This is a genomic window from Zongyangia acetica (assembly GCF_038739695.1).
In the GTDB taxonomy this organism is placed as follows: Bacteria; Bacillota; Clostridia; order Oscillospirales; family Ruminococcaceae; genus Zongyangia; species Zongyangia gallinarum.
Window position 1 is genome coordinate 131805 of record NZ_JBBEWN010000008.1, and the last position, 20966, is coordinate 152770.

Consider the following 20966-nt stretch of genomic DNA (forward strand, 5'->3'; position numbering starts at 1 on the left):
CTCGGGCAGGATGGAGGAATACAGTGATGTACGCAAAATTAATGGAGAAAATTGAAAACAAGACCGCAGTGTTGGGCGTTGTAGGCCTGGGTTATGTAGGTCTGCCCCTGGCGGTAGAAAAGGCTAAGGCAGGCTATATCGTCAAAGGTTTTGACGTCCAAGAAAAAAAGGTGGATATGGTCAATTCCGGCCATAATTACATCGGCGATGTGGTGGATAGCGATCTAAAGAAAATTGTAGACGAGGGGCGGCTGACAGCTTATGCCGATTTTGCCCATATTCATGAATGTGATTGTGTTGCCATCTGTGTGCCCACTCCGCTGGACAAGTACTATCAGCCGGATATTTCTTATGTGGAGTCTTCTGCTAAAGCGGTTGCTGAGTACTCCAAACCTGGTATGTTAGTAGTGTTGGAAAGCACCACCTATCCCGGTACCACAGAAGAGGTCATCCAGCCCTTGTTTGAAGCAAAGGGATACACTGTAGGAAAGGATGTTTTTCTAGCATTCTCTCCTGAGCGAGTAGATCCGGGCAATAAAGAATATAAAACGAAAAATACCCCTAAAGTCGTTGGTGGTGTTACCCCTGAGTGCACCAAGCTGGCGGCGAAACTCTATGGCAATGTGTTGGATAGCGACATCTTTGAGGCTTCCAGCCCCAAGGTAGCTGAGATGGAGAAAATTCTGGAGAACACCTTCCGGAACATCAATATTGCGCTTGCCAACGAAATGGCCATTCTTTGTAAGCGGATGGACATTCCGGTTTGGGAAGTGATTGATGCAGCAAAAACCAAGCCTTACGGGTTTATGGCCTTTTATCCTGGACCTGGACTGGGGGGACACTGTATTCCCATTGACCCATTCTATTTGACCTGGAAAGCCCGTGGCTATGATTATCATACACGTCTGATAGAAATTGCTGGAGAAATCAATAACAACATGCCCGAATACGTAGTAGAAAGGATCAGCCATATGCTCAACCGGGAAAAGAAGAGCATCAATGGTTCCAAAATCCTTCTGCTGGGCGTTGCCTATAAACCGGATATTGATGATCTTCGTGAGTCTCCAGCGCTTAAGGTAATCGAGCATTTGGAGAAATTCGGGGCAGAACTTGTTATCAATGAACCTTTCGTCAAAGACTTTAAACATAATGGAAAGGAATATCACTCCACCGACCTCAGCGATCAACTTATCAAAGATGCTGATATTGTGGTGGTGTTGACCAACCACAGTTGCTATGATGCTGAACACATTGTCAAGACAGCGAAAATGGTCTTTGATACCCGTAATTTGACCAAGGGAATTGACGCAGACAATCTGGAAAGATTGTAATTTTAAGAGATGGAGCGCGTGAAAATGATCAGTGAAAGGGCCCATATTGCATCAAATGCGGTGATTGGAGAAAATGTGGTCATTGAGGATGACGTCGTCGTAGGTGAGGGCTGCCAGATTGGTCATCACGTGGTCATCCGTCAGGGGAGCCGTATCGGAGATAATGTACGCATTGACGACTTTTCCTGCATTGGAAAGCTTCCTATGAAGGCTGCCAACAGTGCTACTACCAGCGAAAAGGAATTGCCGCCAGCCACGGTGGAGGATGGGTGTATGATAGGCACCCATGTGGTTATCTATCGTGGAGCTGCCCTGGGTAAAGGCTGTTTAGCAGCTGATCAGGCCACTGTTCGTGAGGATGTGACGGTGGGTGAGCGGACCATCATTGGCCGTGGTGTGACAGTAGAAAATTTTTGCCATATTGGTTCTTTTACCAAGATTGAATCCAATGCCTATATTACTGCCTATAGCCGTATTGGGGATCGGTGTTTTATCGCCCCTTGTGTTGTCACTTCTAACGATAATTTTGCTGGCAGAACCAAGGAGCGTTTCTCTCATTTTCGTGGGGTAACCATAGAAAATGGTGGGAGGGTCGGCGCAGGAAGCGTCATCCTACCAGGTAAGACCATCGGTACGGATGCATTTGTCGCGGCTGGAAGTGTGGTCACCAAGGATATCTCTCCTAAAATGGTGGCTATGGGATCACCAGCTCGGGAAATTCGACCGGTACCGGAAGAGCAGCTTTTGGAAAATCAGTAGAAAAGCAAGTACATGAATACTAGCCGCAGTTTTAGATGTATTATTTAAGACTGCGGCGTTACTGCCTGAAGAATGGCAACAACACAGAAGGAAAATAATGACCGGAGGTAAAACAGATGATAGATACAGTCAAATATGCCTTGATTGGCTGCGGACGCATTTCTCCTAACCATATTGCAGCGGTAAAAAATAACGACCATATTGAATTGGTTGCAGTTTGTGATATTGTTCCTGAGAATATGGAGCATTTACTGTCTCAATTTGAACTGCAGGATAAGGGAATTGCCCGTTATACCGACTATCATCAGATGCTTAAGGAGCAGCATCCTCATCTGGTCGCCATTGCAACCGAAAGCGGCAAGCATGGACAGATTGCTTTGGACTGTATTGCGGAAGGTTGTAATTTAATTATTGAAAAACCTATTGCTCTTTCTTTGGACGAAGCAGATGCCATCATCGCAGAATCGGAAAAGCAAGGTGTCATTGTCTGTGCCTGCCACCAAAATCGCTTTAATAAATCTATCCAGAAAATCAGGGAAGCCCTAGAAGAAGGACGCTTTGGAAAAATGTTTCATGGAACTGCTCATATCCGGTGGAACCGTTCCAAACCCTATTACGACCAAGCCAAATGGCGGGGTACCTGGGAACAGGATGGCGGTGCCTTGATGAACCAGTGCATCCACAATATTGACCTGCTTCGCTGGATGATGGGGGATGAAATTACCGAGGTTATGGCCTATACTGATCGTCTGAATCATGATTACATTGAGGCAGAGGATCTGGGACTTGCCATTGTTAAATTTAAAAACGGGGCTTATGGCGTTATCGAAGGAACCACCAATATTTATCCTCATAATTTGGAGGAGACTCTCTATCTCTTCGGGGAAAAGGGGACAGTAAAAGCAGGTGGAAAGTCAGTGAATATCATTGAAGAATGGAATTTTGCTGATGAGACCGGTGATGTTGATGCGATTAAGAAAGAATTTGGGGAAAATCCGCCCAATGTCTATGGATTTGGACATACACCTCTTTATAAAAATGTGATCGATGCGGTACGCCATGGGAAACAGCCCTATGTGGATGCCCGAGCAGGCCGGCGTGCTTTGGAGCTGGTTTTGGCCATATATCTTTCGGCGAAAGAAGGAAAAGCAGTAAAACTGCCGCTGAGCCATTGCAGCACTTTGGATTTTAAAGGCAGGTTTTAAAGGGCATGAAGCTGAAGCTATGGGATCGCATCAAGGGCCTATTTCAGGGCGACTTTGTAAAAAATGTGCTGATTCTGGTCAGTGGTTCTACTGTCGCCCAGTTTCTGCCAGTTCTCTTGTCGCCTTTGCTGGGTCGTTTATATAGCCCAGATGACTACGGTATTTATACACTATTTGTTTCCACTGTCAATATTTTAGGGCAATTGGTAGGGTTTAAATATGACTTTGCCATTGTGGTTTCAGATACCGATGAAAAGGCTAATGGTCTGTTTTTTCTGAGCATGACGCTGACAGTTGGGATTTCTGCTGCCATGATCCTGGCATTTCCTTTTGCAAAACCAATTTCTCAGCTGCTCGGTGGCGGGGATAATATTGGTTGGATTTTTTGCCTCCCGATGGCGGCACTGATGACGGGAATGTATAATTCCCTCAACTACTATAATGTTCGTCTCAAAGAATATAAGGCCATTACTAACGCCAATATTATCAAGACGGTTGTCCAGTCTGGGATTCAATTGGGACTCGCTTTTCTCCACTGGGGCGCCATGGGACTGATTTTAGGACAGATGATTTCCTTCGCAGCTGGAAATACACGGATGATCCATAATTTAAAAGGCAGGGTACATCGCAAAGATTTCAATCGTAAGGCTTTGGTCGATGTGGCAAAGGAATATTCCAACTATCCTAAGTTTACCATGCCTGGCTCTCTTGCCAACACCATGACCTATAATGTCATTTCTTATTTTCTATCCGCACTTTACAGCACTGCACAGCTGGGATATTATTCCATGGTCAACCGGGTACTGGGTACACCTCTTTCCATGGTGGGTGGAGCAGTTGGGCAGGTCTTTGTCAAACAGGCGGCAGATGAAAAAAATACTTCCGGCAATCTTTCCCATACCTTTAGTAAGGTTTCTGGCCTTTTGCTATTATTGTCAGTCCCAATGTTTTCCATCCTTTTTATCTTTGCTGAACCGATTATTCGGATCTTTCTCGGAGAACAGTGGCTGCCCGCTGCCGATTATATTCGTATTTTGACCCCGATGTTCCTGGTGCGCTTTATTGTTTCACCAATATCCAACAGCGCCTTGGTGATGGGGAAACAGCTGATGACAATGATCTGGCAATTTGGATTGCTTTTGTTTGCCCTGGTTCCAACCGGTGTTGCGGCGCTGTGTGACCTTACGGTTAAAAACTATCTGCTAATTTTATCGATATCTCTTGCCATCGCTTATTTCATTTTCTATGTGTATTGCCACTACATTGTCAAGGAGTATCAGAGTCGTTAACATAATCGTTCTTGGTGAGAAAACGGAGATGATTTCATGAAAATTGCATTACTTGCGCCTGCGAATTCTAGCCATACCATCAAATGGGCCAATGCCTATGTCAGGCACGGGCATCGGGTGCGTCTTTACTCGCTGCCTAACCATGCCAATCAGAATGAGATCATTGATGAGCGTGTACAAATTGTTTACTTGAAAACAGGTGGATTTCGAGGGTACTTAATGGGGGGAAGGCAGCTGCGAAAGGATATTCAGAGCTTTCATCCAGATATAGTCAATGCCCATTATGCCAGCGGTTATGGAACATTAGCGCGGATGGCGAAGGTTCATCCACTTCTCTTGTCCGTATGGGGAAGCGATGTCTATGATTTTCCCTATAAAAGTCCTCTTCATAAAAAAATTGTGTGGAATAATATCCAAAATGCAGACCGTCTTGCCTCCACCAGTCATGTGATGGCTAAACAGGTAAAACGAGTTTATCCTTCCTATGAGAAAGAGATTTTTGTCACCCCTTTTGGCGTGGATGTGGCTCGCTTTTCCAAGAAGGAAGTTGAAAAGCCGTGTTTTACAGTAGGTACAGTTAAGCTTTTAGAGGATAAATATGGCCTGTCTTATCTTATCCGAGGGTATTCCCAGTTTGTAAAACGATTGCCGGAAGGCGAAAAGGCACAGCTCCTCATTTATGGCAAGGGGAGCAAACAGGCGGAGCTGCAGGGGTTAATCGACGAACTAGGACTGAATGATGAGGCAAAGCTCTGCGGCCCTATTCCTAATACACAGGTGCCCCAAGCGATTAGCGGTATGGATGTATTTTGTGTGCCCAGTGTCCTCAACTCTGAAAGCTTCGGCGTTTCTGCGGTGGAAGCCATGGCTTGTGAAGTGCCTGTCATTGCTTCTGATGTAGACGGATTTACCGAAACCGTTGAAGACGGAGTGACAGGATTCATTATACCCAGGGAAAATACAGAAGCCATTGCCGACAAACTTTGGCAGCTCTATAGTGACAAAGAATTACGTGCAAAAATGAGCACGGCGGGCCGACAGCGTGTCTTAAGGCTTTATGACTGGGAAGAAAATGTCAAGACCATGGAACAGGCATTATTGGAGACGGCAGCTCAAAAGTAACGGAGCGCCTGTCTGGGGAGCGTAATCAATGAGAATACTACTAATTAATCATTATGCTGGGTCGGAAAGCTATGGCATGGAATTTCGGCCCTTTTATTTGGCTCGGGAATGGGCAGAAATGGGCCACGATGTCACTGTGCTGGCGGCTACTTTTTCCCATCTACGGAAGAAAAATCCCACGGTGGAGCATGATTTTTCGGAAGAGGAGATTGTGCCCGGTGCCCGTTTTTGCTGGGTCAAAACGCCGTCTTATCACAGCAATGGTCCTATGCGGATGCTAAATATGACCTTATTTTATCAAAAGGTTAAATATAAGGCCAAATATCTGGCGGAAAAATATCGGCCTGATGCCGTGATCGCGTCTTCCACCTATCCCATGGACATTTATCTGGCAAAGAGAATCGCAGAATTTTCTGGTGGCAACTTTTTCTTTGAGATCCACGATCTATGGCCTTTGTCCCCAGTAGTACTCTATCATATTTCAGAGAAAAATCCGCTGATTCAGATGCTTCAGAGGGCAGAAGATTTCGCTTTTTCCCAGTCAAAAAAGGTAATTTCTCTGCTTCCCCATGCAGACCAACATATGAGGGAACGAGGCTTTGATACGAAAAAGTTTGTCTGTGTTCCCAATGGTGTAGTCATAGAAAACCGGAAAGTTGATATTTCTCATACGCCTCAGTACGAAACGATTATGAAGCTCAAAGACGAGGGGAAATTTATCTGCATGTATCTGGGTGGGTTCGCTAGGGCCAATGCTTTAGAGGATTTTATCGCCTGTGCTAAAGATCTGGATCAGGATACAGTCCTTGTTATGATCGGCGGGGGGCTTCTCAAAGATAATTTTGCTCAGCAGATCAAAACGCAACATCTCCAGAATGTAATTCTCCTTGACCCAGTGGAAAAAAGCCAGGTCAACGCTTTTTTGCAGCTGGCAGATTGCCTGTATATTGGCGCAAAACGATGTGAGTTATACCGCTATGGTGTAGCAATGAACAAGCTTTTTGATTATATGCTTTCCGCTCGGCCCATCCTTTGTGGTGTGGAGGCATCCAACGACATGGTAGGAGATGCAGGTTGTGGCATCACCATAGAGCCGGAATCTCCGTCAGCGATTGTCGAAGGTATCCGCCTGCTTAGGGAAAAAAGTCCGGAGGAGCGGGACGCAATGGGTCGTCGAGGTTACGAATATGTCCTCCGTTATCACGATTACAAAAAGCTTGCTCAGCAGTTTATCGATGCATTAACAAAGTAGAAAACGTCGCTCCCCGCTCGTTCCGCGTAGGCAAGGGGAGTTTGTACATAAATGAATTTATGCCGATACGCGGCGGCGGATTGGAGAAAATCATGGAAAAAAGAAAAGATTTTCTGCCCTATGGCCTTCCTTTTATTACAGAAAAGGAAGTGGAGGAGGTTTCCAATGTCATCCGTTCTGGATGGTGGTCCAAGGGCCCGAAGACCATGGAATTTGAAAAAAAATTCGCAGAATATGTGGGTGCAAAGCACGCGATTGCTCTCAATTCCTGTACTGCGGCACTCCATCTAGCTCTGGTAGCTAAGGGAATCGGTCCAGGGGATGAGGTCATTACGACTCCGATGTCCTTTACGTCTACCTCTAACACCATTCTCCACGCGGGGGCCACGCCTGTTTTTGCTGATATTGATGAGAGTACAGGGCTCATTGATCCCGCTGAGATTGAGCGGCATATTACTCCCAAGACAAAGGCGATTGTTCCGGTACACTATGCCGGACAGGCCTGTGATATGGACGCGATTCATGCAATTGCGGAAAAGCACGGTCTGTTTGTCTCGGAAGATGCTGCTCATGCGGTTTCAGCCACTTATAAAGGGCAGCTTATTGGTGGCGGGGAAAAATGCCAGGCGGCTTCTTTCAGCTTTTACGCCACTAAAAATTTGGCCACAGGGGAAGGCGGCATGCTAACCACCAATGACGACGAGTTGGCGGAGAGAGCCAGGGTATTGAGCCTCCACGGCATGGATCGAAATGCCTGGAACCGTTATCAAAAGGGAGGAAGCTGGCATTATGATGTGGTGGCTCCCGGCTTTAAATACAATATGACAGATATAGCGGCAGCGCTGGGACTATGTCAGCTGGAGCTGCTGCCCCAAATGCAGGAAACAAGAGAGCGTTACGCTGCTATATATGATGAAGCGTTCTCTCGACTCAATGCGATCACCTTGCAGCGCCAGGTGCCCTATGGGAGAAATGCAAGACACCTTTACTATATCCGGGTGCAGGAAGACAAACTGACCATTGACCGGAATGAATTTATCGAGAAGCTCAGCGCTTACAATATTGGCACCAGTGTCCATTTTATTCCCATCCATCTGCATCCATATTATCAAGAGCATTTGGGCACCAAGGAAGGAGATTACCCCAAGGCGGAGCATTTTTACAGCCAAATCATCTCGCTACCGCTATATCCATCAATGACGGAGGAAGATATCAAATATGTTGCTATGTCCGTGGGAGAAATTGCCGAAAAATATGCAAAATGAGAGTGTCCGGCCTTATTATGATAGTCTCAGTAGGAAAACCGGACATCTGATTGTCAAGCGGATCATAGATATTCTATTTTCCATCATCTTCATTATCCCTTTGCTGCCCATTTATTTGTTGGTAGCCATTGCAGTTAAGGTGGATTCCAGAGGACCAGTTCTCTTCAAGCAGGAGCGGGTTAAGCAGTTTGGAAAGCCGTTTTTTATTCTTAAATACCGCACTATGGTGGTGGATGCCCAGAAGATCGGTGCTCAGGTTACAGCTAAAAACGATAGTCGTGTAACTAGGGTGGGCAAATTCCTTCGGGCCAGCCGTATTGATGAGATTCCACAGCTTTTTAATGTGCTCAAAGGGGATATGACCTTTGTTGGAACTCGGCCCGAAGTGCCTCGTTATGTAGCGCATTATTCTGATGAGATGATGGCAACACTACTACTGCCTCCAGGGGTTACGGGGACAGCCAGCATTGCCTATCGCAATGAAAATAAGCTATTGGAAGAAAATGAAGATCCAGAGCGGACTTATATTGAAAAGATTTTGCCGGAAAAAATGGCGTATAATTTAGACTATCTCAAAAAACTTTCGGTCAAATATGATTTTATTGTCATGGGACGCACGGTCAAATGCGTATTCGAAAAGGACGAGTAGGAGTGGATTAACGGTGCAATTTATTGATTTAAAAAAGCAGTACCAGTTAAATAAAGAAAAGATTGATAAGGCTGTATTAGAAGTATTGGCAGACGGTCGCTATATTATGGGGCCTCAGGTCAAAGAATTGGAGGAAAGACTGGCAAAATTTGTCGGCGTTAAGCACTGCATTTCCTGTTCAAATGGAACCGATGCTATGACCATCCCTTTGATGGCCATGGAGATTGGCAAAGGGGATGCGGTATTTACCACGGCTTTTACCTTTTTTGCCACTGCTGAGGTCATTGCTCTTCGTGGAGCGGTTCCTGTCTTTGTAGATATCGATCCGGACACTTTTAATATCGATCCTGATGCTCTGGAGATACAGATCCAACGGATTATTGCAGAAGGAAAGCTCAATGCAAAAGCCGTCATTGCCGTTGACCTCTTCGGTCTTCCGGCAGACTATTTCCGTTTGCGGAATGTGACAAAAAAATATGGCCTTACCCTGATTGAAGATGGCGCTCAAGGTTTCGGTGGAGAAATTATCGGGAAAAAGGCTTGCAGCTTTGGCGATATTGCCACTACCTCCTTTTTCCCTGCAAAACCTCTGGGATGCTATGGAGATGGCGGAGCAATCTTCCTCAATGACGATGAGATGGCGCAGAAGTGCGAATCCATCCGGGTCCATGGAAAGGGAAGCGAAAAATACGACAATGTTCGCATTGGACTCAATGCCCGGCTGGATACTATCCAGGCAGCGATCCTCTCCTGTAAACTCGATATTTTTCCATCGGAAATTGAAAGTAGACAGAGAGTAGCCCAAAAGTATACCGAACTGCTGAACGACATTGTCAAAACTCCGGTGATTCCCAAAGGATTTCTAAGTGCTTATGCCCAGTATACCGTTATGCTGCCCGAGGATGCACGGAGAGATCAGATCATGGCAGAAATGAAAGAGAAGGGAATCCCAACTTTTGTATACTATCCTAAGCCCATGCATTTACAGGGTGCGTTTTCGGCTCTGGGTTATAAGCAGGGTGACTTTCCCCATGCGGAGGCGGCGTGTGAAAGGGTACTTTCATTACCAATGCATCCTTATTTGGAGGATGAGGAAATAGAGAAAATCGCTACAGCCCTGAGGGAAAGTCTGTAGATTGAGTAGTGAGGGGGAGGGGGAACTAATATGAAGCCGACATTATTACTGGCCATTGACATCGGCAATACCAATATGGAATTTGGCGTCATTGAACACGGAAAAGTGAAGGCAAACTTTCGCCTAGGGACAAATCGTGACGTGACTTCCGATGAAATTGGATTGCTTGTAACGCAATTTTTTTCCATCCAAGGGATTGAGAGAACTGCAATTAAAGACATTATTATCACTTCCGTAGTACCGCAGGTCATGTATTCTATTACCAATATGATTAAAAAGTATTTCGGCGGTAAATCCCCCCTAATTGTCGGAGAAAATTTGCCATTCCCCATTGTCAATCGTTATGATAATCCCCATGAGGTGGGAGCGGACCGCTTGGTGGCAGCTATCGCAGCCTACCGCAAATATGGCGGACCTGCTATTGTAGTAGATTTCGGAACCGCTACCACCTTTGACGCAGTGGCAGAGGATGGCGCCTATCTGGGCGGATCTATCTATCCTGGAATCAAGATTTCGATGGATGCTCTTTTCCAAAAGGCCTCCAAGCTTCCCAGAGTAGAGTTGGTGGATCCTGGCACTGTCATCGGACGCAATACCGTACAAAGTATGCAGGCTGGTGCTGTCTACGGATATGTAGGCGCTGTTAAGAATATTGTGGGCCTCATGCGGGTACACTTGGGCGAAAAAACGAAAGTTATCGCCACAGGTGGACTTTCTAAAATGATTGGCCGCCAATCGGGGTTATTTGATTATATTGATAAGGCACTTACTTTGGAGGGCCTGGTCATGATTTATGAAATGTACAAAAATAAGGAAAGTAATACAAAAAAATAAAAAAGAAGAATCCGGTGGCATCACCGGATTCTTCTTTTTTAATCTTTGCCCAATCGGGTCAAAATAGAGATCGATGAAAGAAGCAGACCAACCATGCATAAACACCGTAGCACCGCTGCAATAGTGTTAAAACTAAAAAAATTGCTCAGCATTTCTTTAAGTTTGCCCTTGGAAATACCCAGTGGAAGGACATAGGAATTTGAGTCAGATTCATCCTTGGTCCGGTTGGTCACAAATACAGCAGTTGGACCATCAGAGCCGCCTATAATACCAATACTTGAGGCCTGTTTCCAACCACCGACACGTTTCCATCGGCAAAATTGGTGATGTTTACAGAAGAGGGCAGCTATAAAACCGCCTATGGATGTAAACCAAAGAACTTTATCTTCCAACGGAATTCTAAATTTCACAGGATGTCCTCCGTTTCCTCAAAATTGGACGAGAGATTCTACAGCCACTGCTAAGTGGACTTAACAACAATGAAAACAAATTTATTTTACCAAAAAATAAGGAAAAGGACAACGGGAAAGATGACATACATAGAATAATTATAATAAGTTTTTGAAAACGGCATAGCGTTAGCTATGTCGTTTTTTCGTTTTAATGATATTTAATTTCAAAAGCCCTACAACTCTATATTGTAGTTCTGAAATCTTTATAATATTTTACTCGCATCTGCGAAAAAGAGATGAAAAAATGAAATCAGAAAAATATTTCTTTTATCTATCAACATAAATCTGTACTTCATAGTTCCATTGCAGAATACCGGATACAATAATGAGTTGGACCGTGAATGCTGGGTCCACACCATACTCTATTTTAGCTCTATATACCAGTTCGTCCAATGTGTGTTTTCTATTTTCTTCCGTACAGTTAGCGCAAAGATATTTTCCTTTTGGCAATCTCTTTAATCCATCGATTTCCGCATAATGAATGCAAACAGCAAAGAGCCTTGATAATCCTTTTTCGGTGTATATGCCCGCTAAATCCTCAAAGGAGAATTGCGCTTCTAGGGCTGGCGTAACTTTTTCATAGAAATGGCTGAGATAATTCCAAAGATTATCAAGGGTTGGCACCTCTAAGGTATCTGATAGCAAAATAACGCGCTCGGGGTAATCTTTGAGAAAAATACTGTTGAACTTTTGTTGTCCCTGCAATTTCTTTTCATAGTCGGCTTTGGCTAACTGGATTTTTGATTTGCTGTATTCTAATGCGGCTATTTTTTCATCGGCCTTTTTCTCTGCTTGCGCTAAAAAGTCCACAATTTTTTCGAGATCATCATATTCTAGCACTTTTTTTATCTCCTGCAAAGACAGGTCCATAAGTTGTAAGGCGCGGACTGTATTCAGACGAACAATGTCCTGTTCGGTATAATAGCGGTAATTGGTCCATTCGTCTTTTTTGCTTGGCTTTACTAATCCGATGCGGTCATAATGCCGCAGTGTTTCACTCGTTGTATGAACAGCCTTTGCAGCTTCTCCCACTGAAAAATATTTCTTCATTTTTATGTTCCCCTATTGACTTTTGTGTTGCACAAAGGTTTATGATTCATTCTAGCAGAGGATGTGGCAGAAATCAATAGATATTTCAGTGCTGTTTAGGAGGAATAGCTGCATGATAGAACTCAAACATGTAACAAAGCAGTACGGGCAGGCAACCGTACTCAAAAACATCACGTTGTCAATCGACCAACCGGGGATATATTGCCTGCTTGGCAGAAATGGAGCAGGCAAAACAACCCTGCTCAAGTCGATCGCCGGGTATCAAAACATTACAAATGGTACGATTCAGGTTGACGGTAAGACAATAACAACATCCACTTTGGATACAGGGGTTAGCTACATCGAAAATTTTGCAAAGCATTTTAATCTTCCGGTACAAAAACTAATACGAATTGCCTCTGAAGTAAACCCCAACTATGATTACGACTTTGCCTTGGAAATGATGGAGCGTTTTGAGCTGGAGGGAAAAAAGAAATTTCATCATCTTTCTCTTGGCATGAAAACGATGGTTTCTACGATTATCTGTTTGGCGAGTAATAAAGAGGTTATTCTTTTAGACGAACCAGTCCTCGGATTCGACGCAATTATGCGGGTGGAGTTTTACGACATGCTGACAGAGAGTTTTCGGAAACATCCTCGCGTTATGATTGTATCCACCCATATCATTGAGGAAATTGCAAAGACAATTCAAAAGCTGATCATTATTGATAAAGGAAGCGTCCGCTTCTTTGACACATTGCAATCGGTGGAAACAAAAGCATTTAGCATCAGCGGGCTTCAAAAAGACGTGGAGGCAGCAACACAAAATCTAAACATCATTGGTCAAGATACTGTCGGAGGGCTTGTAACAAGTTATATTTTTGATAACCCGCCAAAGCAGACTGCTTCACTGGAAATTCACCCACTGTCCTTGCAGGATTTCTTTATACAAATGGTGGGACATAAGGGAGGTGTAAAAAGATGACAGCTATTTTTGCGATTGTAAAACGCTTGCTTGCCAGCAATAAAATCAGTTTCATCATTACAGCCCTTGTGGCGCTTTGCGCCACATCTTCCGGCGACGTTGTTTTAAGTAACGGCAATTATACTTGGCTGCTTGCTGTCTTAACCCCGTTCTTTTTTGTGTTTTATGATTTCACAAAGCTAATGCATTTAGGATCCAGCAAAAAAGATTACTTTTTCGGCTGTCTCATCAGCTACGGTTTCTTGGCGTTTTGCATTTCCCTTGTCAATACAGTCATCCATCTGTGGATTGACCCTGCATATCCAGCACAAACAGTGATCAATATGATGGATGTTTGCAAATGGACGGAAAACGGGATGATTGTTGCCGGATTGCAGCAGATGTTCTTTTTACTGTTTGTTATGGTCTTTCTTCATGTGCTGTTATCCATGCAGACACATTGGTATGGATGGCTGACTGACGCAGTACTGGTCGCCATCATTTGTATTTTTACTCCGATTGCACCATTACGTGCTGTCTTGGCTGGATTTTTCCAGATTATCATGTTTAACAGCAATGCTGTTCTGCACATTTGCATCTGTCTACTACTAAGCACCGCGTTATCTCTCGGAGGGCTAGTGGTCTTAAAAAGAAAAACTTTATAGGCAAGAGGGATCGCCATGATTCGGATCAAAGCAGTTGACGCACAAAATATATTGGATGTGTGCGAATTGACAACAAATCAAGATGGCATTGGCAGAACATTAGAGGGCCATTCTTGCTGCAACGCAATTTCCATAGCGGAAACAAAATATCATCCAGAAATGCATCCCAATGCAATTTATAACAACAATGTACTCATTGGCTTTTTTATGTATATACGCACAGAAACTCAAGCGGAAACGGCGACGATCTGCCGCTTTATGGTAGATGATAGATTTCAGCAGAAAGGGCTTGAAGAAAAAGCTTTAGAGCATGTCTTGCGAGGTCTAAAAATTCAAGGTGTCAAGAAAGTAATCTTCATGATAGATGAAGAAAATAAAATTGCTAAAAAACTATGTCTTTCTTTCGGATTTCGCTTCACGGGAAAGATTGATCATGATGAATACTGCTATGAATTGGTGTTGTAAATCTAATCTGTGAAATATGGAGGAATAAAAATGAAAAGAATCATTTCCCTCGCATTGTGTCTTATGTTGGTCAGCTTCATCTTGTCGGGCTGTTCGAACAATAGTGAACCATTTGAGGCAAAAAGTTATACGCCAGATATACAGCTGAGTGAAATCAATTTTGATGTGCAGGACAGAGAAATTGAAGTAACCTTGTCCGAGGATAAACAGGTGCATATCCAATATTCCGAAAACAGTAAAGAGTATTACGATATTTCTGTTTCTGATGAAAATGTGCTGACCATGACAAGCGCAAGCAACAAGGAATGGACAGATTATATTGGAAGGAAACCCTCTGCCGAAAATCGAAAAATATCGTTGCAGATCCCGGACGAACTTTTGGAAAACCTTACACTGTCTACAACAAACGAAGATATTACACTTTCTGCCCTGACCGTAACAGGAAGTATCAACATTTCTTCTACTGAAGGGAATATTACCTTTGGAGATTTAGATGTGGGCAATGCCTTGACCCTGAGTGCCAAAAACGGGAATATTACAGGAACAGTTGTAGGAAGTTATGACGATTTTTCCATTCAAACAGAAATCAAAAAAGGGGAGTGTAATTTGCCAGATAACAAAGATGACGGAGAAAAAACGCTCCATGTGTCCAGCAATAATGGCGATGTCAATATTGAGTTTCAAAAAGCATGATTATGATTCTTAAAGCCATTGTTCTGTCGCTTTGTTTGAATGTAGATATCAAATATGAAAATTGCTTTTTTCGTCTATATCAATGTCTTTTATACTTTTATTTACTTGCTTTTTTTGAAAAATGTGATATGATAAAGAGGTTCTCACAAGAGAATTATACCAAAGCAGAGTAGAAGCCCGTGCGTTAAGTGCTGTCCGAACGGGGAGTTGTCGGATGGACGAAAAGGAAACTTGCGGTACGTGCTTCGCATCCCGCTGCTGCATCCAAAGAGATTCCCCTCTTTTCATGTAGCGAAGAATGTTACATGAAAGGAGGTTTGTTTTTTTGCAAGGAAATATGAAAATCGTATCCAGGGAATTTTCACTGCTATCCCGTCGAATGAAAGACGCTGTGATGGAAATGAAAAATGTCCGTTCTCTGGCTGGTGCGTCTATGCTGTCAGCATTGGGCGTAGTAATTCATGCCGCCACAACAGTAATCGCAAGTTTAACCCAGATGATTAGCTTTGCTTTTCTCACTGTAGGCGTCTCTGGACTGCTCTATGGCCCTGTAGTAACCGGCTGCATTGGTGCTATTACGGACATACTCAAATATTTGGTTAAACCAAATGGTGGATTTTTCCCTGGTTTTACCCTCAGTGAATTTATTCTTGGCTTTCTGTTTGGATTGTTTTTCTATCAACGGAAAATAACGTTGGCAAGAGTGTTTGCAGCAAAGCTAACGGCAACATTGCTCATCAATTTATTTTTGACACCATTGTGGCTGTCAATGATGTATGGCGATGCATTCATTGTGCTTTTGTCTGGCAGAATTGTAAAGAATTTGGTAATGCTCCCTATCGAAACCGGATTGCTTTATTTTCTCTTAAAAAAAGTACAGGAAATTGTGCCCAAAGGGCAAGTATAATGTTCATATAAAAAGGGGCCCAAATTTGGGCCCCTTTTTATATGAACGGCTGTAAAATTGATGACCATATCGTTTCAATATGCACATAGTATAAAAAATTGACGTTTTTCTTATGCAAGATATCTTGTCTCTATGGCTGCCTCATGGTAAAATAATACGTACAAAATGAGTTTGGGGAAGTGGGTTTGGCTACATGAAATACGATTTGGTACTATTCGATTTGGATGGCACTATGCTGGATACTGGCAACGGGATTTGCGAATGTGCTTGGTCAGTGTTGGACGACCTAGGGCTTCCTAAGCCGGATCGACAGAAAATGCGATTGTTTGTCGGTCCTCCGCTAGAAATTACTTTTCCAACAGTAGCTGGGACTGATCCGGAAACCACCGTAAAGGCAGCTGCCATGTATCGTGCCAGATACGATCAATATTCTGACCGTGGCTGCATTCCTTATAATGGTGTGATTAATGCGCTACAGTTTGTCCATTCTCTTGGAAAGAAAACAGGAGCGGCCACTTTAAAAAAGGAATACCATGCAAGAAGAATGTTGGTGAAATATAAAATAGCTCCCTATTTGGATTTTATTTCAGGAGTAGATGATGAAGGAAAAAGAGATACAAAAGAACTGGTAGTACAACATGCTATGGAGGGCCTTGGTATTACAGATAGCAGTAAGGTTGTGCTGGTGGGAGATACCGAATATGATGCTAGAGGCGCATTGGCAGCGGGTATTGATTTTATTGGCGTTACCTATGGTTATGGTTTCGCAACAAAAGAGGACGTGGCAAAATATCCCTTTGTTTATGCGGCAGATTCCTTAAACGAAGTCATTGATTTTCTGAATAAATAAAAACAAAGGGCGAGTAAATAATTCCTCGCCCTTTGTTTTTCTATGAAATAGTTATCTGTAGTTTTCCTGATTGTTTTCTTCATCGTTTTTTCGATTTTGGAACTGATTTGGATTTTGTTTGTTCTGAGGTTGGTTTCTCTGAGCATTCTGCGCTTGGTTAGGCTGTTTATTTTGGTTCTGTTTATTTTTTGCCATCTTTTCTCACCTCTCTTTGTATTCATAGGTTTTCCAGTAAGAAAGGTAATATACCCTTTGAACTATCCTTAAAGATTAAAAATATCGGAAATATTTCGTCAAAAAGGAAAAAATGCCTTGACTTAATTATACTGATATGGTATATTTAAGTTGTTCCTAGGAGGAGCAAAATGAACTTAAACTTGAGACATCAATGACAGGGAGGATTAAAATCATGAAAAAGTTTGTTTGTACTGTATGTGGTTATGTTCACACTGGAGATAGCGCTCCGGAGTTTTGCCCGCAATGTAAGGCTCCTGCCTCTAAATTTAAGGAGCAGGCAGAAGAAACCATGACTTGGGCTGCAGAGCATGTAATCGGTGTCGCTGAAGGCGTTGATGCTGAGATCCTGGAAGGTCTGAGAATGAACTTCACTGGCGAATGCACCGAGGTTGGTATGTATTTGGCCATGGCTCGTCAGGCAGATAGAGAAGGTTATCCTGAAGTTGCTGAGTGCTATAAGAGAGCAGCTTTCGAGGAAGCAGAGCATGCTGCAAAATTTGCAGAGCTTCTGGGTGAAGTGGTTACTAACTCCACCAAAAAGAATCTGGAGCTGAGAGTTGCCGCTGAGAACGGTGCATGCGCTGGCAAGATGGATATTGCTAAAAAAGCAAAAGAGCTGGGCCTGGATGCAATCCATGACACTGTTCATGAGATGGCTAAGGATGAGGCTCGTCATGGGCAGGCTTTTGCAGGTCTGCTGGGCAGATACTTCAAATAAACCTTGAAAATCTGACCTTTAATAGTCCCTTTTAAATTTTCCAACTCAATAGAAAAGCACAGGCGAAGATCTTCTTTTAAGTTCATTTTCGCCTGTGCTTTTTCTATTTCAATACAAAATAGCATGTTTTTTGTTAGTTGAAGCATACTAATTTTATTAATTACAGAGAATGGGGAATTGTATATGGCAACTCTTTATTTTGGTGGAGACATTATTACGATGGAAGAAACCGTCTCCGGAACTGGGCTTTTGGAAGTAAATGGGCTAATTCGCGAAGTGGGGGATTATCGCAAACTTATGTCAATACGTCCGTCAGATACACGTCTTGCCAACTTGAGGGGGAAAGCGTTACTTCCCGCTTTTATCGATGCGCATAGTCATCTCACCTCTGTTGCGAGAACATTAGATTTGGTAAATTTGGAGGGGACAAGCAGTTTTGAAGAGATAAAAGAACGGATAGAAAAATTTTGCCAAGAAAGAAAGATAGTACCTGGAAAATGGATCACCGGGTTTGGTTATGATCATAACTTTTTAAGGGAACACCGACACCCATCTAAGGAAGTATTGGATGAGGTATCGCCTGACAATCCTATAGTGATTACCCATGCATCCGGGCATATGGGAGTAATGAATTCCAAAGCTTTACAGCTAATGGGGATTGATCATCGTTCGGAAGATCCGCCAGGAGGTATGATTGGGCATTTAGAGGGAAGTCATTACCCTAATGGATATCTGGAAGAAACAGCCTTTACCTCGGCAATAAGCCGTATTCCATTGCCCTCTTTTGAAGATAGATGCCGTCAATTGGAAAAAGCTGAGCAAATCTATTTTGAAAATGGAATTACCACCATTCAAGAAGGGCTGACCAAAAAGGATGAATGGAATTTATTACTGCGGATGTCGGAAGAGGGAAGACTGAAATCAGATGTCGTATGTTATGCTGATTTGAAGGATCATCGTACTTTGTTCAAGGAAAGTGGGGCGCGGCAGAATCGATATATGGGCCGGCTAAAGATGGGGGGATATAAGATCTTCTTAGACGGTTCCCCTCAAGGCAGAACCGCTTGGTTGCGAGAGCCCTATCTTAAGGGAGAAGCGGGCTATCTTGGATATCCCATCTACAGCGATCATCAGGTTCGGCAGATGCTGGAGCAGGCTATCGCTGATCAGGGGCAAATTTTATGCCATTGCAACGGAGATGCGGCCGCAGAGCAAATGATACGAGCTTATGAAGAGGCAGGGGGAAAAAATCTTCATATGCGACCGGTGATGATTCATGCCCAACTTGTAGGGCATGATCAGCTCAAAAAAATGGCCGATCTTTCAATGATTGCGTCTTTTTTTATAGCGCACACCTATCATTGGGGTGATGTGCATTTGCAGAACTTCGGCTCAGAAAGAGCGATGAAGATTAGCCCTGCGGCATCGGCCAAGAATCTGGGGGTATGCTACACCTTCCACCAAGATTCGCCTGTACTGCCTCCGAACATGATGGAGGTATTGTGGTGTGCTGTAAACCGTATCAGTCGAGAAGGTATAGTGATGGGAGAAGATGAGAAAATCAATGTCTATGATGCGCTGAAAGGTATAACCATCAATGCGGCTTATCAGTATTTTGAAGAGGACAAAAAAGGCTCCCTCCGTCCTGGGAAATTAGCGGATCTTGTTATATTAGATCGCAGCCCCCTCAGAGTACCAGTCAACGAATTAAGGGATATTCACGTTGTAGAAACCATCAAAGAAGGTAAGGCCGTATTTGTTCGAAATCCAAAGGAACAAGCGTAGATATAGCAGCTCCTTTTGTAAACAATAGAAAGAAATAAGGTGCAACGAAAATTCATAAAAAATACATCTTTAAGCGAATTAAAACGCAAGTTTATACTTTATTTACGGAATGTATTCAATTTGCCAACATTCTTCTATTGACTTGCCCTATGCCCCAAATTTATGATGGATAGAGGTAGGTTTGAGACGATAAGGAGTTGCAAGGAATGCAAAAAATACAAGAAATTATTAACCAGGTAAGAAAGTCGGTAATAGGAAAAGATGACGTCATAGAAAAAACATTGATGGCTATGTTAGCGGGGGGACATATTCTATTGGAGGATGTACCCGGCGTGGGAAAGACATCTATGGCGATAGCCTTTTCTCAGGCTATGGACTTGTCCTATAAACGGATGCAGTTTACTCCAGATGTCATGCCTTCAGATGTGACAGGGTATACCATGTACGATAGGAATTCAGGAAAAAATGTATATATCCCGGGAGCTGCCATGTGCAACCTATTTTTAGCCGATGAGATCAACCGTACCTCTAGTAAAACTCAATCCGCACTGTTGGAGGTCATGGAGGAGGGGAGTATCACCGTCGATGGTGTTACCAGACAGGTCCCGCAGCCCTATCTGGTCATTGCCACCCAGAATCCAATCGGTTCCGCAGGGACGCAGCCTCTGCCGGAGTCTCAGATGGACAGGTTTATGGTTCGCCTTTCTATGGGCTATCCGGATAAGCAGAGCGAGATGGAAATGCTGCGCCGACGTCAGCCTGGTTCCCACAGCGGACGGATCCAGACGGTAGTGACCCCTCAGGAACTCAGGGAGATGCAGCAAGAGGTAGAAAGTATCTTTGTCTCGGAGCCTTTATATGAATATATCACGGATTTAGCATCGTGGACGCGGATGCAGCCGGTGATTCGCCTAGGACTCAGCCCCAGAGGCACATTGGCGCTGTTTCAGATGGCGAAAGCCTGTGCCTTTTTTCATGGACGGGATTTCTTAACCCCCCAGGATGTACAGGAGGTATTTCCTCATGTATGCATCCACAGAATTTGGCTGGATGCGAGGGCAAAGGTCAATGGGACAGGAAGGCGGCAGATCATCCGTCAGGCACTATTGCAGGTGGCAGCCCCGGTACTGGTGTAAACTATGGCAAAACAAAGAATCATATACTTTATACTGCTGCTTATTGCCTTTTTATTTTTTATCTTTTATCCGGCATATCTTTCTCATTTGTTCCTTCTCTTTATCCTGTTTCTTCCGCTTTTTTCACTTTTGGTTGTTATTCCCAGCTGTCTTTTGCTACGCTGTCAGCTTCAATGCCCAGAGATCGCTGTCGCTAAGGGAGAGGAGGCCCATTACACCCTAAA

At 43.7% G+C, this 20966-nt stretch carries 22 protein-coding genes and 1 riboswitch; of the genes, 19 read left to right on the forward strand and 3 right to left on the reverse strand.

Translation table 11 applies throughout. The features are described 5' to 3' along the window. Positions 1-26 precede the first annotated feature (26 nt). From WGC32_RS08975 to WGC32_RS09020, 10 genes are all read left to right on the forward strand, one after another. Positions 27-1331, forward strand: a complete 1305-nt coding sequence (locus WGC32_RS08975; RefSeq protein WP_191481517.1) for a nucleotide sugar dehydrogenase — start codon at positions 27-29, stop codon at positions 1329-1331. Between the two features lie 18 nt (positions 1332-1349). After that, a complete protein-coding gene (locus WGC32_RS08980; protein ID WP_462933631.1) occupies positions 1350-2090 on the forward strand; it encodes an acyltransferase in 741 nt (246 codons plus the stop codon). A 116-nt stretch (positions 2091-2206) separates the two neighbouring features. Further along, positions 2207-3295 carry a Gfo/Idh/MocA family oxidoreductase gene (locus WGC32_RS08985; protein WP_191481519.1) on the forward strand — a complete coding sequence of 363 codons (1089 nt, stop codon included), beginning with the start codon at positions 2207-2209 and terminating at the stop codon, positions 3293-3295. Positions 3296-3300: 5 nt separating this feature from the next. Beyond that, the gene (locus WGC32_RS08990; RefSeq protein ID WP_191481520.1) at positions 3301-4584 is read left to right on the forward strand and encodes an oligosaccharide flippase family protein; all 1284 of its coding nucleotides are present in this window, start codon (positions 3301-3303) and stop codon (positions 4582-4584) included. A 36-nt stretch (positions 4585-4620) separates the two neighbouring features. Beyond that, on the forward strand, positions 4621-5706 hold the full coding sequence (locus WGC32_RS08995; protein WP_342681441.1) for a glycosyltransferase: 1086 nt from the start codon (positions 4621-4623) through the stop codon (positions 5704-5706). 28 nt (positions 5707-5734) lie between these two features. After that, entirely contained in the window at positions 5735-6958 is a 1224-nt protein-coding gene (locus tag WGC32_RS09000) for a glycosyltransferase family 4 protein (RefSeq protein WP_342681442.1), read from the forward strand. 92 nt (positions 6959-7050) lie between these two features. After that, entirely contained in the window at positions 7051-8223 is a 1173-nt protein-coding gene (locus WGC32_RS09005; protein ID WP_342681443.1) for a DegT/DnrJ/EryC1/StrS family aminotransferase, read from the forward strand. Further along, positions 8213-8872 carry a sugar transferase gene (locus WGC32_RS09010; RefSeq protein ID WP_224771533.1) on the forward strand — a complete coding sequence of 220 codons (660 nt, stop codon included), beginning with the start codon at positions 8213-8215 and terminating at the stop codon, positions 8870-8872. Before WGC32_RS09005 ends, WGC32_RS09010 begins: the two co-directional genes overlap by 11 nt. Positions 8873-8885: 13 nt before the next feature. Further along, on the forward strand, positions 8886-10007 hold the full coding sequence (locus WGC32_RS09015; protein WP_342681444.1) for a DegT/DnrJ/EryC1/StrS family aminotransferase: 1122 nt from the start codon (positions 8886-8888) through the stop codon (positions 10005-10007). Positions 10008-10037: 30 nt separating this feature from the next. Continuing rightward, entirely contained in the window at positions 10038-10841 is an 804-nt protein-coding gene (locus tag WGC32_RS09020) for a type III pantothenate kinase (RefSeq protein WP_191481526.1), read from the forward strand. Between the two features lie 38 nt (positions 10842-10879). On the opposite strand, the gene WGC32_RS09025 is transcribed toward WGC32_RS09020, so the two are convergent. Further along, a complete protein-coding gene (locus tag WGC32_RS09025; RefSeq protein ID WP_342681445.1) occupies positions 10880-11251 on the reverse strand; it encodes a hypothetical protein in 372 nt (123 codons plus the stop codon). Between the two features lie 309 nt (positions 11252-11560). Next, positions 11561-12343 carry a MerR family transcriptional regulator gene (locus tag WGC32_RS09030; RefSeq protein WP_342681446.1) on the reverse strand — a complete coding sequence of 261 codons (783 nt, stop codon included), beginning with the start codon at positions 12341-12343 and terminating at the stop codon, positions 11561-11563. A gap of 112 nt (positions 12344-12455) precedes the next feature. Between WGC32_RS09030 and WGC32_RS09035 the strand changes: the two genes are divergently transcribed. The 6 genes from WGC32_RS09035 (at position 12456) to WGC32_RS09060 (ending at position 16866) form a co-directional block, all read left to right on the forward strand. Further along, positions 12456-13307: an ABC transporter ATP-binding protein gene (locus WGC32_RS09035; protein WP_342681447.1), complete on the forward strand. Its 852-nt coding sequence runs from the start codon at positions 12456-12458 to the stop codon at positions 13305-13307. Further along, positions 13304-13951 carry a hypothetical protein gene (locus WGC32_RS09040; protein ID WP_342681448.1) on the forward strand — a complete coding sequence of 216 codons (648 nt, stop codon included), beginning with the start codon at positions 13304-13306 and terminating at the stop codon, positions 13949-13951. Before WGC32_RS09035 ends, WGC32_RS09040 begins: the two co-directional genes overlap by 4 nt. Before the next feature lie 15 nt (positions 13952-13966). Then, entirely contained in the window at positions 13967-14416 is a 450-nt protein-coding gene (locus WGC32_RS09045; protein WP_342681449.1) for a GNAT family N-acetyltransferase, read from the forward strand. 30 nt (positions 14417-14446) lie between these two features. Continuing rightward, positions 14447-15109, forward strand: coding sequence for a DUF4097 family beta strand repeat-containing protein (locus WGC32_RS09050; RefSeq protein WP_342681450.1), 663 nt, complete (start codon positions 14447-14449; stop codon positions 15107-15109). A gap of 163 nt (positions 15110-15272) precedes the next feature. Continuing rightward, positions 15273-15369, forward strand: a riboswitch (THF riboswitch). A gap of 65 nt (positions 15370-15434) precedes the next feature. Continuing rightward, positions 15435-16016 carry a folate family ECF transporter S component gene (locus WGC32_RS09055; protein WP_342681451.1) on the forward strand — a complete coding sequence of 194 codons (582 nt, stop codon included), beginning with the start codon at positions 15435-15437 and terminating at the stop codon, positions 16014-16016. Between the two features lie 193 nt (positions 16017-16209). Then, entirely contained in the window at positions 16210-16866 is a 657-nt protein-coding gene (locus WGC32_RS09060) for an HAD hydrolase-like protein (RefSeq protein WP_191481530.1), read from the forward strand. A gap of 51 nt (positions 16867-16917) precedes the next feature. Here the strand turns inward: WGC32_RS09060 and WGC32_RS09065 are convergent, their stop codons facing one another. Beyond that, on the reverse strand, positions 16918-17061 hold the full coding sequence (locus WGC32_RS09065) for a hypothetical protein (RefSeq protein WP_191481531.1): 144 nt from the start codon (positions 17059-17061) through the stop codon (positions 16918-16920). 214 nt (positions 17062-17275) lie between these two features. On the opposite strand from WGC32_RS09065, the gene WGC32_RS09070 reads away from it, so the two are divergent. The 3 genes from WGC32_RS09070 to WGC32_RS09080 all read left to right on the forward strand — a co-directional run bounded on the left by WGC32_RS09070 (position 17276) and on the right by WGC32_RS09080 (position 20742). Continuing rightward, entirely contained in the window at positions 17276-17821 is a 546-nt protein-coding gene (locus tag WGC32_RS09070; protein WP_191481532.1) for a ferritin family protein, read from the forward strand. Positions 17822-18004: 183 nt separating this feature from the next. Continuing rightward, complete coding sequence (locus WGC32_RS09075; RefSeq protein WP_342681452.1) at positions 18005-19606, forward strand: amidohydrolase; 1602 nt, start codon at positions 18005-18007, stop codon at positions 19604-19606. Between the two features lie 206 nt (positions 19607-19812). Beyond that, the gene (locus WGC32_RS09080; protein ID WP_342681453.1) at positions 19813-20742 is read left to right on the forward strand and encodes an AAA family ATPase; all 930 of its coding nucleotides are present in this window, start codon (positions 19813-19815) and stop codon (positions 20740-20742) included. Positions 20743-20966: the final 224 nt, after the last annotated feature.

Excerpts from the sequence above, each read along its gene's own strand:
- WGC32_RS08975 (WP_191481517.1), top strand. The coding sequence starts at position 27 with ATGTACGCAAAATTAATGGAGAAAATTGAAAACAAGACCGCAGTGTTG.
- WGC32_RS08985 (WP_191481519.1), top strand. The coding sequence starts at position 2,207 with ATGATAGATACAGTCAAATATGCCTTGATTGGCTGCGGACGCATTTCT.
- WGC32_RS08990 (WP_191481520.1), top strand. The coding sequence starts at position 3,301 with ATGAAGCTGAAGCTATGGGATCGCATCAAGGGCCTATTTCAGGGCGAC.
- WGC32_RS08995 (WP_342681441.1), top strand. The coding sequence starts at position 4,621 with ATGAAAATTGCATTACTTGCGCCTGCGAATTCTAGCCATACCATCAAA.
- WGC32_RS09000 (WP_342681442.1), top strand. The coding sequence starts at position 5,735 with ATGAGAATACTACTAATTAATCATTATGCTGGGTCGGAAAGCTATGGC.
- WGC32_RS09005 (WP_342681443.1), top strand. The coding sequence starts at position 7,051 with ATGGAAAAAAGAAAAGATTTTCTGCCCTATGGCCTTCCTTTTATTACA.
- WGC32_RS09010 (WP_224771533.1), top strand. The coding sequence starts at position 8,213 with ATGCAAAATGAGAGTGTCCGGCCTTATTATGATAGTCTCAGTAGGAAA.
- WGC32_RS09020 (WP_191481526.1), top strand. The coding sequence starts at position 10,038 with ATGAAGCCGACATTATTACTGGCCATTGACATCGGCAATACCAATATG.
- WGC32_RS09030 (WP_342681446.1), bottom strand. The coding sequence starts at position 12,343 with ATGAAGAAATATTTTTCAGTGGGAGAAGCTGCAAAGGCTGTTCATACA.
- WGC32_RS09035 (WP_342681447.1), top strand. The coding sequence starts at position 12,456 with ATGATAGAACTCAAACATGTAACAAAGCAGTACGGGCAGGCAACCGTA.
- WGC32_RS09040 (WP_342681448.1), top strand. The coding sequence starts at position 13,304 with ATGACAGCTATTTTTGCGATTGTAAAACGCTTGCTTGCCAGCAATAAA.
- WGC32_RS09045 (WP_342681449.1), top strand. The coding sequence starts at position 13,967 with ATGATTCGGATCAAAGCAGTTGACGCACAAAATATATTGGATGTGTGC.
- WGC32_RS09050 (WP_342681450.1), top strand. The coding sequence starts at position 14,447 with ATGAAAAGAATCATTTCCCTCGCATTGTGTCTTATGTTGGTCAGCTTC.
- WGC32_RS09060 (WP_191481530.1), top strand. The coding sequence starts at position 16,210 with ATGAAATACGATTTGGTACTATTCGATTTGGATGGCACTATGCTGGAT.
- WGC32_RS09065 (WP_191481531.1), bottom strand. The coding sequence starts at position 17,061 with ATGGCAAAAAATAAACAGAACCAAAATAAACAGCCTAACCAAGCGCAG.
- WGC32_RS09070 (WP_191481532.1), top strand. The coding sequence starts at position 17,276 with ATGAAAAAGTTTGTTTGTACTGTATGTGGTTATGTTCACACTGGAGAT.
- WGC32_RS09075 (WP_342681452.1), top strand. The coding sequence starts at position 18,005 with ATGGCAACTCTTTATTTTGGTGGAGACATTATTACGATGGAAGAAACC.
- WGC32_RS09080 (WP_342681453.1), top strand. The coding sequence starts at position 19,813 with ATGCAAAAAATACAAGAAATTATTAACCAGGTAAGAAAGTCGGTAATA.